The sequence below is a fragment of the Flavobacterium indicum GPTSA100-9 = DSM 17447 genome, assembly GCF_000455605.1.
GTDB lineage: Bacteria > Bacteroidota > Bacteroidia > Flavobacteriales > Flavobacteriaceae > Flavobacterium > Flavobacterium indicum.
In genome coordinates, this window is record NC_017025.1 from 806,834 (window position 1) to 820,354 (window position 13,521).

Annotated in this window: 13 protein-coding genes; 8 read left to right on the forward strand and 5 right to left on the reverse strand. The window is 32.4% G+C overall.

Annotation, left to right across the window (positions count from 1 at the left end):
- Positions 1-9: 9 nt before the first annotated feature.
- Positions 10-2,205, forward strand: coding sequence for a DNA helicase RecQ (recQ, locus tag KQS_RS03535; protein WP_014387840.1), 2,196 nt, complete (start codon positions 10-12; stop codon positions 2,203-2,205).
- A 230-nt stretch (positions 2,206-2,435) separates the two neighbouring features.
- Positions 2,436-3,401: a fasciclin domain-containing protein gene (locus tag KQS_RS03540; RefSeq protein ID WP_014387841.1), complete on the forward strand. Its 966-nt coding sequence runs from the start codon at positions 2,436-2,438 to the stop codon at positions 3,399-3,401.
- A 44-nt stretch (positions 3,402-3,445) separates the two neighbouring features.
- Here KQS_RS03540 and KQS_RS03545 read toward each other — a convergent pair whose 3' ends face one another.
- Positions 3,446-3,682: a hypothetical protein gene (locus KQS_RS03545; protein WP_014387842.1), complete on the reverse strand. Its 237-nt coding sequence runs from the start codon at positions 3,680-3,682 to the stop codon at positions 3,446-3,448.
- 68 nt (positions 3,683-3,750) lie between these two features.
- Between KQS_RS03545 and KQS_RS03550 the strand changes: the two genes are divergently transcribed.
- From KQS_RS03550 to KQS_RS03570, 5 genes are all read left to right on the forward strand, one after another.
- Entirely contained in the window at positions 3,751-5,409 is a 1,659-nt protein-coding gene (locus KQS_RS03550) for a GLPGLI family protein (RefSeq protein WP_014387843.1), read from the forward strand.
- A 65-nt stretch (positions 5,410-5,474) separates the two neighbouring features.
- Complete coding sequence (locus KQS_RS03555) at positions 5,475-7,034, forward strand: NAD(P)/FAD-dependent oxidoreductase (RefSeq protein ID WP_014387844.1); 1,560 nt, start codon at positions 5,475-5,477, stop codon at positions 7,032-7,034.
- Positions 7,031-7,555, forward strand: coding sequence for a GNAT family N-acetyltransferase (locus tag KQS_RS03560; RefSeq protein ID WP_014387845.1), 525 nt, complete (start codon positions 7,031-7,033; stop codon positions 7,553-7,555). The genes KQS_RS03555 and KQS_RS03560 overlap by 4 nt, the downstream gene beginning before the upstream one ends.
- A 3-nt stretch (positions 7,556-7,558) precedes the next feature.
- A complete protein-coding gene (gene mltG / locus KQS_RS03565) occupies positions 7,559-8,593 on the forward strand; it encodes an endolytic transglycosylase MltG (protein WP_014387846.1) in 1,035 nt (344 codons plus the stop codon).
- 289 nt (positions 8,594-8,882) lie between these two features.
- Complete coding sequence (locus tag KQS_RS03570) at positions 8,883-9,515, forward strand: hypothetical protein (RefSeq protein ID WP_014387847.1); 633 nt, start codon at positions 8,883-8,885, stop codon at positions 9,513-9,515.
- Here the strand turns inward: KQS_RS03570 and KQS_RS03575 are convergent.
- The 3 genes from KQS_RS03575 to dnaA are packed head-to-tail and all read right to left on the reverse strand — an operon-like array spanning position 9,512 to position 12,200.
- Positions 9,512-10,252, reverse strand: coding sequence for an SAM-dependent methyltransferase (locus KQS_RS03575; protein WP_014387848.1), 741 nt, complete (start codon positions 10,250-10,252; stop codon positions 9,512-9,514). The genes KQS_RS03570 and KQS_RS03575 overlap by 4 nt on opposite strands.
- Positions 10,253-10,311: 59 nt before the next feature.
- Positions 10,312-10,770: a low molecular weight protein-tyrosine-phosphatase gene (locus KQS_RS03580; protein ID WP_014387849.1), complete on the reverse strand. Its 459-nt coding sequence runs from the start codon at positions 10,768-10,770 to the stop codon at positions 10,312-10,314.
- Complete coding sequence (gene dnaA, locus KQS_RS03585; RefSeq protein WP_014387850.1) at positions 10,770-12,200, reverse strand: chromosomal replication initiator protein DnaA; 1,431 nt, start codon at positions 12,198-12,200, stop codon at positions 10,770-10,772. The genes KQS_RS03580 and dnaA overlap by 1 nt, the downstream gene beginning before the upstream one ends.
- Before the next feature lie 269 nt (positions 12,201-12,469).
- On the opposite strand from dnaA, the gene KQS_RS03590 reads away from it, so the two are divergent.
- Positions 12,470-12,871, forward strand: coding sequence for an acyl-CoA thioesterase (locus KQS_RS03590; RefSeq protein ID WP_014387851.1), 402 nt, complete (start codon positions 12,470-12,472; stop codon positions 12,869-12,871).
- Here KQS_RS03590 and KQS_RS03595 read toward each other — a convergent pair.
- Positions 12,866-13,474 carry an IMPACT family protein gene (locus tag KQS_RS03595; RefSeq protein ID WP_014387852.1) on the reverse strand — a complete coding sequence of 203 codons (609 nt, stop codon included), beginning with the start codon at positions 13,472-13,474 and terminating at the stop codon, positions 12,866-12,868. The genes KQS_RS03590 and KQS_RS03595 overlap by 6 nt on opposite strands.
- Between the last annotated feature and the right edge of the window lie 47 nt (positions 13,475-13,521).

Genomic DNA, 13,521 nt, shown 5'->3' on the forward strand with positions numbered 1-13,521 from the left:
TTTTTTTACATGAGAGAACACGAGATTGATTTGTACAAAGAATTAAAAAAATACTTCGGATTTAACCAGTTCAAAGGGTTACAAGAACAAGTTGTTACAAGTATCATATCAGGTCATAATACTTTTGTTATTATGCCAACAGGAGGGGGTAAATCATTGTGTTACCAGTTGCCTGCATTAGTATTGGAAGGAACGGCAATTGTGGTTTCTCCTTTAATTGCCTTGATGAAAAATCAAGTTGATGCCATTCGAAGTTTAGGTTCGGAAATGGGTGTAGCCCACGTTTTAAATTCTTCTTTAACTAAAACTGAGATTAATCAGGTTAAGGCCGACATAGTTTCGGGTAAAACGAAATTGTTGTATGTTGCTCCAGAATCTTTAACCAAAGAAGAATATATTCAGTTTTTAAATGAAGTAAAACTTTCTTTTGTGGCTATTGATGAAGCACACTGTATTTCGGAATGGGGTCATGATTTCAGACCTGAATATAGAAACTTAAGAAATATAATTCGACAATTAGGCGATGTGCCAATTATAGGTTTAACGGCAACTGCTACTCCAAAGGTGCAAGAAGATATCTTGAAAAATTTAGATATGCCCGATGCAAACGTATTTAAAGCATCGTTTAATAGACCAAATTTATATTACGAAGTACGCCCTAAAACTAAAAATGTTGAAGCAGATATTATTCGTTTTATTAAACAACACAAAGGAAAATCTGGTGTAATATATTGTTTGAGTAGAAAAAAAGTAGAAGAAATTGCCCAAGTACTTCAGGTAAATGGTATTTCGGCGGTTCCTTATCATGCAGGATTAGATGCCAAGACTCGAGCGAAACATCAGGATATGTTTTTAATGGAAGATGTTGAAGTGGTTGTGGCGACTATTGCTTTTGGAATGGGTATCGATAAGCCTGATGTACGCTTTGTAATTCACCACGATATTCCTAAATCATTAGAAAGTTATTATCAAGAAACTGGTCGCGCTGGTCGAGATGGAGGAGAAGGGCATTGTTTAGCGTATTACTCTTATAAAGATATTGAAAAATTAGAAAAGTTCATGGCAGGAAAGCCTGTTGCCGAACAAGAAATTGGTTATGCTTTATTACAAGAAGTAGTGGCGTATGCCGAAACTTCAATGTCTCGTAGAAAATATTTATTGCATTATTTTGGAGAAGAATTCGATGAAGTAAATGGGGAAGGGGCCGACATGGATGATAATGTTAGAAATCCAAAAAAGAAAGTAGAAGCCAAAAACGAAGTGGTTACTTTATTAGAAGTAATTCGTGCTACCAAGCAACTCTACAAACCGAAAGAAGTTATTTTGGCTTTAGTAGGTAAAGTGAATGCTATAATAAAAGCACAAAAAATTGATACTTTGTCTTGTTTTGGAGCAGGAACTTCTCACGACGAAAAATATTGGATGGCATTAATACGACAAGTTTTAGTTGCTGGTTTTATTACAAAAGATATTGAAAGTTATGGTGTGTTGAAATTGTCATCTACAGGTGAAAATTTCATTAAAAAACCATACTCTTTTATGATGACAGAAGATCATGAATTCAACGAAGAAGAGGATGATACTATTGTTTCCGCTTCTAAATCTTCAGGAACAGCAGATGAAGCTTTAATGGCAATGTTAAAAGATTTGCGCAAAAAAGAAGCAAAAAAACATGGGGTGCCTCCTTTTGTAGTTTTTCAAGATCCTTCTCTCGAAGATATGTCGTTAAAATATCCAATCACCATTGACGAATTAAGTAATGTGCATGGTGTTGGCGAAGGTAAAGCTAAAAAATATGGTAAAGCATTCGTGGATTTAATTGCGCGTTATGTTGAAGATAATGACATTATCCGTCCGGATGATTTGGTTGTAAAGTCTACAGGAGCTAATTCTGGTTTAAAATTATACATCATTCAAAACGTTGATAGAAAATTGGCTTTAGATGATATTGCAGCTGCAAAAGGATTAAGTATGGATGATTTGTTGAAAGAGATGGAGCAAATTGTTTATTCAGGAACTAAACTTAATATTACCTATTGGTTGGATGATATTTTAGATGAAGACCAACAGGAAGAAATTCACGATTATTTCATGGAATCTGAAACAGACCGAATTGAAGATGCACTGAAAGAATTTGATGGTGATTACGATACTGAAGAACTTCGTTTAATGCGAATTAAATTTATTAGTGAAGTAGCGAATTAAAAAATAAACATTTTAATATTCAAAACACCCAATCTTGTTTAACTTTTACGATTTGAACTTGATTGGGTGTTTTGTTTTTTATAATTATTTATGCTTACTTTCTCGTTTTTTGGAAGAAGAACGGCTTAAACAAAAAATAAAAATCTATTAAATTTTCAGCAATTCAAATTTTTTATGTTTAACGTTTTTTAAATTTGTTTAAACAAAATTAATATAAAAAAAATTGAATTATGAAAAGAAACATTAAATTAAAAATTTTAGGGCTAGTTCTTTCAACAGTCTTAATGAGTTGTGACGGAGATGATGATTCAACTCCAATTGTAAACCAGCAATCTGTGGCAAGTATTGCTTCGTCTAATCCAAATTTTTCAATTCTTGTATCTGCATTAAACAGAGCTGGATTAACAGCAACTCTTAGCGGATCAGGTAATTTTACCGTTTTTGCTCCAACAAATGAAGCATTTAATACCTTCTTGGCAGCCAACGGATTTAGTTCAGTTGATGCAGTTCCTGTACCTGTATTAAAAGAAATTTTATTAAATCATGTTATTAATGATGAGTTGTTTTCAAATGAGTTATCTACTGGTTATGTAAAGACACTAGGTAAAGGAAGTGCTTCAGCAACAAATACACTAAGTATGTATGTAAATACTACAAGTGGTGTTAAATTAAATGGTGTTTCAACGGTTACAGCAGCTGACATTGATGCTTCAAATGGTGTTATTCATCAGGTGAATGCAGTTATTGGATTACCAACGATAGTAACACATGCAACAGCAAATGCTAACTTTACATCTTTAGTAGCAGCTCTAACTAGAAATGATATGCCTGATTTTGTAGGTATATTGTCTGGTACGGCTTCTTCTCCTTTCACTGTTTTTGCCCCAACAAATACAGCCTTTTCAAATTTATTAACTGAGTTTGGATGGGCAACTTTAAACGATGTTCCTACTAATGTTTTAGAAAACACATTGAAATATCATGTTGTTGCAGGAGCTAATGTTTTATCGTCCAACTTAACCAATAATATGTCAGTAACCACATTTCAAGGACAAAACTTTACAATTGGTTTAACAAACGGTCCTAAAATTACTGATGCTAATAATCGTGTGAGTAATATTGTAGCTACAGATGTACAATGTGCCAATGGCGTTATACATGTACTAGATAAAGTTATAGTTCCAGTTTTAAATTAGTTGAAGTATTTATTTAGTTTAAGCCATCGTAATGATGGCTTTTTTTATTCATAATATTCTCCTCTATGAGGTTTTAATAGATCTCGGAATTTTATCATATCATTTTCTTCCACTACTAAATAAGCCAAAGCATACATTTCGTTTACTATTTCAAATCCAGTTATATTTAAACTATAGTTTTCTGTTTGAATAAATTCTTTTAAATGAATTTCATGATGTTCGGCTGTTTTTGCAGCAGTTGCACCCCTAAAATCCCATATAAGTTTTATTTTCTTATTCATCTTAAAAGGTTTTTTATATTTTTGAATACTTTTAACTAACTATTTTACACAACAAAATTACTGCTAAAATGAAGTATATCCTATTTAATTTTTTTTTCCTTATATCACTTTTTACAATAGGTCAAAATACAGCTTTTGAAATCACTTACCAAAGAAGTTCAAATGGTAAAATCATAGATAATCAAGATTTAATAAAAGTCATTGCTACTTCAACTTATGCTTTGCTTTCTACAGAAAAAATCCAAAATAACAGCGCAACTGTTCCATTTGAAAAAACCATTGTCAATACAACTGATTTAAGTTTCACTCAAGTGGCATCATTAAAAAATAACCAAGTAGTTAGTTATGAAGACAAAGAAGCGATTCAAAAACAACAACTTGAATTGTTGCCTGATACTAAAAAAATTCTTGGGTACAGCTGTAAAAAAGCAAAAACAATTATAAATTCTAACACAATTGAAATTTGGTACACGAATCAAATTCCGGTAAAAGCGAGTCCGTCGCTATTAGGAATTAATTTAGGGTTGGTATTAGAAATAACCAGGAATGGAAACAGTACAACTCAAGCCATTTCAATAAAAAAAGTGAAACTCAAAACGGATATAACGAATACAACCAAAAATAATGTAGATGTATTAACATATAAAGATTTACTTTGGAAAAGTCGTTTTACAACCATCCCAATTTTTAAAGATGAAATTATTAATTTTTCATCTGATGTTAAATCAACAGATTCTATATTAAAATTAGTGAATGGAACTGTTGCCTTACGAAAAATAAAAGTTCCAAGTGAAACCAAAAACCAATTGGTGTTTTTAGATTTAATTGAACAATCTAATGGTGATGCTTATGATCGTACTGGCTCTGTTTTTATCATTCCTGTTCAATCGTCTAAGCAAACTTTTTTAAGTGGGTTGGAAAAAGGGAAAGAAGTGTTACCTATTTATGAAAACGGCAATGGTAAAAAATACCAAGGGGTAGTGGCCACAACTTCTTATGAACCTTTAACCGAATTGATGCGCTTTTTTACTCCATTTGGAATTAAACAATATAATCATATTCAACTAAAAGATAAAAATTGGGAAGAACAAGTGTTTTATCGTCAGGAGATTACCGATGTTTTACAACAGTATGCCAATCAAGAAGTTTGGATTGGGGTATTTATTGGTAATTATGATAAAGGAGGGCATAAAATTTCTATGAATATTACGTTGCATCCTGAAGATGTACCATCGAAACTCCAAAAAATGATTCCGTTATTTAATACAACTAATGTAATGGAAATGGGCGGACAAGAATATGGAACTATGTTTGATGTTGCTAAAGGATTGGAAGTGCAGGTTAAATTAGAACAACCATTGAAAAATGTTAAACTAAGATACATCACAACAGGTCACGGCGGTTGGGAAAATGGAGATGAATTTGTGCCTAAAAAAAATACCCTTTTTATGAATGGTAAAGAAGTTTTTCAATTTACGCCTTGGCGACAAGATTGTGGATCCTATCGTCAATTCAATCCAGCTTCAGGGAATTTTCCAAACGGCTTGTCTTCTTCCGATTATAGTAGAGCCAATTGGTGTCCAGGAATGGTTACTACCCCAACTTATATTGATTTAGGTGATTTGCCTGCTGGAGATTATACGTTTCAGGTGAAAATTCCACAAGGTCAATCCGAAGGCGGAAGTTTCAGTGCTTGGAATGTTTCAGGAATATTACTAGGCGAATAGTACAAATTGTCTCATTTCAAATAACCAACAATTTTGTCTATTTTTGCATACTAAATTGTTTGTACATGCCACGTGAATTATTGGTTCAAGTTTCTCCAGAAGTTGCTCATCATGATGAGCAATTGTATCCTCATATTGCTAAGTTAATTCAGGTTCCAGTTCAAGACATTCAAAAGATCGTGGTTATCAAACGTTCTATTGATGCGCGTCAACGAACTATAAAATTTAATTTAAAACTGCATGTTTTCCTAACGGGAGAGCCGTTAGTAGTTAACAAAGTTGAATTGCCTAATTATCCTAATGTAGAAAATGCTCAAGAAGTGATTGTAGTAGGGGCAGGTCCGGCCGGACTTTTCGCAGCCTTGCAGTTAATTGAATTGGGATTAAAACCAATTGTTCTTGAAAGAGGGAAAGATGTTCGTGGAAGAAGACGTGATTTAAAAGCAATTAACAGAGATGGAATTGTTAATGAAGATTCAAATTATTGCTTTGGAGAAGGTGGGGCAGGAACGTACTCTGATGGTAAATTATATACGCGCTCAAAAAAGAGAGGCGATGTAGATCGAATTCTGCAATTGTTAGTAGCATTTGGTGCCACTCCAGATATTATGGTGGAAGCTCATCCGCATATTGGTACTAATAAATTGCCGCAAATTATTCAAGATATAAGAGAAAAAATTATAGAGCACGGTGGAAAAGTACTGTTTGAAACTCGAGTTACAGATATTTTGATAAAGAATAATGAAGTTCAAGGAGTTCAAATTCAAGACGGTTCTACCATTCATGCTTCAAAATTGATATTAGCTACAGGACATTCTGCTCGTGATATTTTTGAATTATTGCATCGAAAAGAAGTACTGATTGAAGCTAAACCTTTTGCTTTAGGAGTTCGAGCGGAACATCCTCAACAATTAATTGATTCTATCCAATATTCTTGCGATTTTAGAGGAGCGTATTTACCACCTGCACCGTATAGTATAGTAAAACAAATTGGAGGAAGAGGAATGTACTCTTTTTGTATGTGTCCAGGTGGAGTTATTGCACCTTGTGCTACAGCGAATGGGGAAGTAGTAACGAATGGTTGGTCGCCTTCAAAACGAGATCAAGCTACGGCAAATTCTGGAATTGTTGTTGAATTAAGATTGGAAGATTTTAAGCCGTTTGCTCAGTTTGGACCTTTGGCAGGAATGGAATTTCAAAAAGATATTGAACAACGGGCATGGCGCTTAGCAGGAAGTACACAACAAGTTCCAGCACAGCGTATGGTTGATTTTTCGCAATCAAAAATTTCATCTAGTATTCCCAAGACTTCTTATGTTCCGGGTACACAAAGTGTGGAATTTGGTGAAGTGTTTCCAGGGTTTTTAACACAAACTATGCGCGAAGGTTTTGTACAGTTTGGAAAATCAATGAAAGGTTATTTTACTAATGAAGCAATATTGCATGCTCCAGAAAGTAGAACGTCTTCTCCTGTTCGAATTCCAAGAGATAATTATACTTTAGAACACCTACAAATAAAAGGACTTTATCCCTGTGGTGAAGGAGCGGGTTATGCCGGCGGAATCATTTCTGCAGCTATAGATGGAGAAAAATGCGCGTTAAAAATTAAAGAAGCAATTGGATGATTTTAAAAGGAGAAAATATTGATTTGAGGGCTTTAGAACCTGAAGATTTAACATTTTTATATGAAATTGAAAATGATGAGTTGATTTGGGAAGTCAGTCATACTCAAACGCCGTACAGTAAATGGGTGTTAAAACAATATTTGGAAAATGCACACCAAGATATCTATGAAGCCAAACAGTTAAGGTTAGCCATTGAAGATAAAAAGTCCAATCAGTTAATTGGATTAGTAGATTTGTTTGATTTTGATTTTAAAAATAGTAGAGCGGGTGTTGGAATTGTGATTCAAGAAGCATCAAGAGGCAATGGATTAGGTTCAGAGGTTTTACAGCAGTTAATTACCTATTCATTTTCACATTTACAATTGCATCAACTTTATGCAAATATTAGCATTAATAACGAAGCTAGTATTAAGCTTTTTACTAAATTTGGCTTCCAAAAAATAGGAATAAAAAAACAATGGAATAAAATTAATGGTCAATTTGTTGACGAAGTATTATTCCAATTAATAAACAACCCATAAAGAATGAAAAAAGTAGTTACAAAAATTGTAGTTGTAGTTTTATTAGTAGGGATTTTATTTGGCGGATACGTTGTCAATAAAGCTTTTACAAGTAATACAAAATTCCAAGAAGAGGAAGTATTTGTTTATGTGCCAACCGGTTCTAATTATGAAGCAGTAAAGAAAATTATTGCGCCTTATGTTGCTAATCAAGACAAAATCGATTGGGTTGCTAGTAAAAGAGGGTACATGGAAAATGTAAAATCAGGTAAATTTCTTTTGAAAAAGGGAATGAGTAGTTTTTCAATTGTACGTTCGTTACGTTTGCCGGTTCCAGTTAAATTAGCGTTTAACAATCAAGAAAGTGTAGATAAATTGTTTGAACGCATTGCTTCTCAAGTAGAACCAAGTGTAGATAAATTAAAAGCAGTTTTTGAAAATGAGCAATTTTTAAAGGAAAATAATTTAACAAAAGAAACATTATTGACTTACTTTATTCCAAATACCTATGAATTTTATTGGGATGTTACTGCAGAGGAATTAGCTGAAAAGTTTGCTAAGGAATATAAAAGATTTTGGACGGAAACAAGATTAGGAAAAGCAAAAGAACAAAATTTAACACCAGCGGAGGTTTATACATTAGCTTCCATTGTGCATAAAGAAACTGCACACGCGGATGAGCGTCCTAAAGTAGCAGGAGTTTATTTAAATAGATTAAAGGATAACATGCCTTTACAAGCCGATCCAACGGTAATTTATGCAGTTAAAAGAGAGTCTGGGGATTGGAACCAACAAATTAAAGTGGTTACGTTTAATGATTTAAAAGTAAATTCACCCTACAATACATATAGAATTAAAGGCTTACCTCCAGGACCTATTTTTATGCCAGATGTAAGTGCAATCGATGCGGTTTTAAATCCCGAAAAGCATAATTATTTGTATTTCTGTGCAAGTGTTGAAAAATTTGGATATCATGAATTTGCTGAAACGTATGAAGAACATATGGTTATTGCCAAAAAATATTCAGAATGGGTTTCAAAGCAAGGCTATAAAAGATAACTATTAACTAACTATTTTATTTAAAATCCGTATTTAATTCAGAAATACGGATTTTTTTTATTCACATCTTATCAACATAAACTACTGTTGGTCAGTTGATTTTAGCGCTGTATCGATGAAACAAAATTTCATTAAGAAATCATTAACATGTTGATTTTCAAGGTTAATTATTTTTTTGTATATTTGCCCCCGCTAATTCAAATGGTAGTTCTTTGTTTTTTTACACGTTTTAAAAAACTTGAATTTTAAGTGAATTTTTTAGATTCACCCGTTTGAGAAAAATTATTACATGAGAAAAGATATCATTGCTTTTGGAGTAACGTTAGCTTTATTGGTCGTAGTGAGTTCTGGATTTAGAGCTTTTGACCGCGCAACAATTGATAGTTTTCATATTACTGAAAATGAAGTTTATCACTATAACGTTCCAACAAAAGATGAATCTGAACGTAGCAATGTTGCCATTCCTTTTACAGGGAAAACATTTGTCGGATTCAAGCAAGCATTGGCAGTAAAAGAATCAGCAGGATTGTATGATTTGGTTAATGCTTTCGGTTACATGGGTAAGTACCAATTTGGAAGAAGTACTTTACGAAATGTAGGTGTCCACGATTTTAAATCGTTTTTAAACAATCCCGAATTACAAGAAAGGGCTTTTGAAGCACTTTTAAGTATTAATAAATGGGAATTGAGAAAAGAAATTAGAAAATATTCCGGAAAAATTATTAACGGAATTGAAATTACAGAATCTGGCTTATTAGCTGCCGCACACTTAGGAGGTGCAAGTTCTGTAAAAACATTTCTTAAAACCAAAGGACGCAATGGGTTTAAGGATGGTTTTGGAACTTCAGTTCGATCGTATTTAAAACGCTTTAGAGGTTTTGATACATCGGTGATTAAAGCGGATAGATTCGCAAAAATTTAATCTTTTTGGATTACAAAAATGCAAGGTCGGTTGTGTAAATCGACCTTGTTTTTTTTCCAGTCGTTTACTGTTTTGGTTTTAATAAATTCTGTCGGTAGTGTAATGTCGCATGCAATACAAAGTTTAGTATGGGCATTAAGTGTATTTAAAATATCCTCTAAAAATTTATTATTTCTATAAGGCGTTTCCATAAATAATTGGGCCTGATTTTTTTCTGAAGAAAGTTTTTCCAAATTTTTTAAAGCTGTTTTTTTATCATTTTTATCAATGGGTAAATACCCATTAAATGCAAAACTTTGACCATTCATTCCACTTCCCATTAAAGCCAGTAGTATTGAACTTGGCCCAACTAAAGGAATAACTTGTATGTTTTTTTTGTGTGCAAGATCCACAATAACAGCTCCTGGGTCAGCAATGCCTGGACAACCCGCTTCACTAACGATTCCCATATTTTTACCTTGTAATAAAGGCTGAATCATTTCTTTAATAGCATTTGCTTGTGTATGTTTATTCAGTTCAAACAACACCAAATCGGCTTGTTTCTTATCTGGAGCTATGCTTTTTATAAATTTACGAGCCGATTTACTATGTTCTACAATAAAATGATCCAATTGATCAATACAATTTTTTACTTGTGTTGGTAAAACATCAAAAGGATTAACTTCTATTTCTCCTGGGTTTGAAAGAGTACAAGGAATTAAATATAATTTTCCTAATGTTGTTGTATTTGTTGACATAATAATGTTTGTTTGCTGCAAAAATACTAAAAAAAAGTCCCACCGAAGCAGGACATTTTCTATTTATTAATTTTTTGAACAATCATATTACAAGCGTCATCGAGCATTTTAAAAACTTCTTCGAAACCATCAATTCCGCCATAGTAAGGGTCTGGAACTTCTAAATCCATTGAAGGATGCAATTCGTTAAGAATTAGTTGCACTTTCAATTCAGCTTCCTTGTTTGGAGCAATTGCGATTACATTCTTGTAATTATTTTTATCCATAACATAGATATAATCAAAAGTTTCAAAATCGGAACGTTTAATTTGTCTACATTTCTGGTTGCTTATGTCTATTCCATTCTTTTTGGCTGTTGCAATAGATCTTTTGTCGGGTGCTTCTCCAACATGATAATTAGCTGTACCTGCACTATCCACAATGCAAATAGTTTTAGAAATTTTACTTTGTAAAATACCTTCAGCTAAAGGAGACCGACAAATATTGCCGAGACAAACCATTAATATTTTTACGGGCATTATACGCTTAGTTTTTTGTTAATATCGTCAACAAATTTTCTAAACTGTTTGTCTGTTGTAACTAAATTGTCTACAGTTTTACAAGCATGTAATACCGTAGCATGATCTCTATCGCCAATTTGATTTCCAATATTTGCTAATGATGCTTTGGTGAATTTTTTGGCAAAGAACATCGCTAATTGTCGCGCTTGAACAATATGACGTTTTCTAGTTTTTGATTTTAAAGTTTCAGTATCTATTTGGAAATAATCTGAAACAACTTTCTGTATGTAATCAATAGAGATTTCACGTTTAATATTTTTAACGAATTTCTCTACTACTTGTTTTGCAAGTTCAATAGTTACCTCACGCTTATTGAAAGATGATTGTGCGATTAAAGAAATAATAGCGCCTTCCAATTCACGTACATTAGATTTTATATGTTTGGCAACATATTCTACAATTTCATCTGGCATTTCAACACCGTCTCTATACAAAATGTTTTTCAGAATAGAGATTCTGGTTTCGTAATCAGGTTGGTGTAATTCTGCTGATAAGCCCCATTTAAAACGAGATAGCAAGCGTTGTTCAATATCTTGCATGTCAACAGGTGCCTTGTCAGAAGTTAAAATTACTTGTTTTCCATTTTGATGTAAGTAATTGAATATGTGGAAAAAAACATCTTGTGTTCCCGCTTTTCCAGATAAAAATTGAACATCATCAATAATTAATACATCAATTAACTGATAAAAATGAATAAAGTCGTTACGTGTATTCTTTTTTACAGATTCAATATATTGTTGTGTGAAAATTTCGGCAGAAATATATAAAACAGTTTTTTCTGGAAATTTATCTTTAATTTCTACACCAATAGCATGAGCTAAGTGTGTTTTCCCTAATCCAACGCCACCAAAAATTAATAAAGGATTAAAAGAAGTTCCTCCGGGTTTGTTGGCTACAGCCATACCCGCACTTCTAGCTAATCGATTAGAGTCTCCTTCTAAAAAATTATCAAAGCTGTAATTAGAATTTAATTGAGATTCAATTTTTACGTTTCTAATTCCAGGGATGATGAATGGATTTTTTAATTCTGGATTCTTATTAACAATAGGTACGTCTATTTCCTGAGTTTTAACTGAAGAACGCTGTGAACTTGGAATTTGTTCTGTAAAAGGTAATTTATTACCATAAGTGTTTTCCATTTTAATTTTGTACACTAACTTTGCTTGATTTCCAAGTTCTTTTGTTAATGCTGTTTTTAAAATGGTAACATAATGTTCTTCAAGCCACTCGTAAAAGAATTTACTAGGAACTTGAATGTGCAACGCATTATCTTCGGTAAGATTAATTGCCACAATAGGTTCAAACCAAGTCTTAAAGGCTTGGTCCTGAATATTGTCTTTTATAAATGAGAGGCAATTAGTCCATACAGATTTCGCTGCTTTATTCATATTTTTTTACATTTTTTTTAGTTGTCTTTTCTTGTAAGATTGGAGATTGAACAATGTTAAAAAAACTTTAATTTTGTTCTTAACTTGGGAAGGCAAATATGTGAACAAATTTTTGTAAAAAAAAATAGAACACCTCTTGATTTTTAAAAATATTTGTTGTAAAAGGTAAATAAGGGCTTCGCAAGGGGTGAAAAAATATTATAAAGAGCTATTGATTTAATTAATTGAAAATCAATTATATGTAAAATAAAAGTTAATTTTAAAAGTAAATGAAAGAGTATCAATTTCAAGTTAGAGTTAGGTATGCAGAGACAGATCAAATGGGAGTAGTGTATCATGGTAATTATGCACAATATTTTGAAATGGGACGTGTAGAATGGTTGCGAAATTTAGGTGTTTCTTATAAGTGGATGGAAGAAAATGGTGTAATGTTACCCGTGGTTTCTTTGCAAATGAATTACAAGAAACCAGCTCGTTATGATGATTTATTAACCGTTAAAACAATTTTTAAAAGTCAAACTTCGGTTAAGATAGAATTTGATTATGAAATTTATAATGAAAAAGAAGAGTTATTAACAACGGGTAGTTCAGTACTAGTTTTTGTTGATATGAAATCGGGTCGACCAATTGTTCCGCCAACTTATGTAACGGAGAAATTGATCAATTTATAATTCTTTTTCTTTGATTTCTATTTCATAAAGATTTGTAAAAATGTCGAATATTTGTTCGGCATTTTTTTTTCTAGTTGCAATTTCAATTGCGCAATTTAATTCCATTTTCTGATTTATGATATCTAAATTTTTTTCTTTGATGATTCGCATTACTTTGTTCATGTTTTTATAATCAAAAGTAATCAGAAAGTGTTTGTCAATTGTTTTTTCTACAATTGTAGCTTCTTCTAATGTCATTTGTGCGGCAGTTTTATAGGCTGAAATTAAACCGCCAACACCAAGTTTTATGCCGCCAAAATAGCGAACAACTACAATTAAGATATTGGTAACTTCAAAAGATTGAATTTGACCATAAATTGGCATTCCAGCACTATTACTAGGTTCACCATCATCATTTGCTCTAAAACGTGTTGTTTCAGTTCCTAATTGATAAGCATAACACCAATGACGAGCTGAAAAATGTTCTTTTTTTAATTCATCCAAATAAATTTTGACATCATCTTCACTTTGAATCGGATAAGCAAAACCAATAAATTTGCTGTTTTTCTCTTTAAAAAGAATATCTTTTACTGGGTTTTCTATTGTTTTGTAAGTGTCTTTCAATTTGAATTTTTTTGCTGAGAATTAATTTTTCATTGCAAATATTCAAA

Coding starts and splice junctions, on each gene's coding strand:
- recQ (WP_014387840.1), top strand. CDS start 10: ATGAGAGAACACGAGATTGATTTGTACAAAGAATTAAAAAAATACTTC.
- KQS_RS03540 (WP_014387841.1), top strand. CDS start 2,436: ATGAAAAGAAACATTAAATTAAAAATTTTAGGGCTAGTTCTTTCAACA.
- KQS_RS03545 (WP_014387842.1), bottom strand. CDS start 3,682: ATGAATAAGAAAATAAAACTTATATGGGATTTTAGGGGTGCAACTGCT.
- KQS_RS03550 (WP_014387843.1), top strand. CDS start 3,751: ATGAAGTATATCCTATTTAATTTTTTTTTCCTTATATCACTTTTTACA.
- KQS_RS03555 (WP_014387844.1), top strand. CDS start 5,475: ATGCCACGTGAATTATTGGTTCAAGTTTCTCCAGAAGTTGCTCATCAT.
- KQS_RS03560 (WP_014387845.1), top strand. CDS start 7,031: ATGATTTTAAAAGGAGAAAATATTGATTTGAGGGCTTTAGAACCTGAA.
- mltG (WP_014387846.1), top strand. CDS start 7,559: ATGAAAAAAGTAGTTACAAAAATTGTAGTTGTAGTTTTATTAGTAGGG.
- KQS_RS03570 (WP_014387847.1), top strand. CDS start 8,883: ATGAGAAAAGATATCATTGCTTTTGGAGTAACGTTAGCTTTATTGGTC.
- KQS_RS03575 (WP_014387848.1), bottom strand. CDS start 10,252: ATGTCAACAAATACAACAACATTAGGAAAATTATATTTAATTCCTTGT.
- KQS_RS03580 (WP_014387849.1), bottom strand. CDS start 10,770: ATGCCCGTAAAAATATTAATGGTTTGTCTCGGCAATATTTGTCGGTCT.
- dnaA (WP_014387850.1), bottom strand. CDS start 12,200: ATGAATAAAGCAGCGAAATCTGTATGGACTAATTGCCTCTCATTTATA.
- KQS_RS03590 (WP_014387851.1), top strand. CDS start 12,470: ATGAAAGAGTATCAATTTCAAGTTAGAGTTAGGTATGCAGAGACAGAT.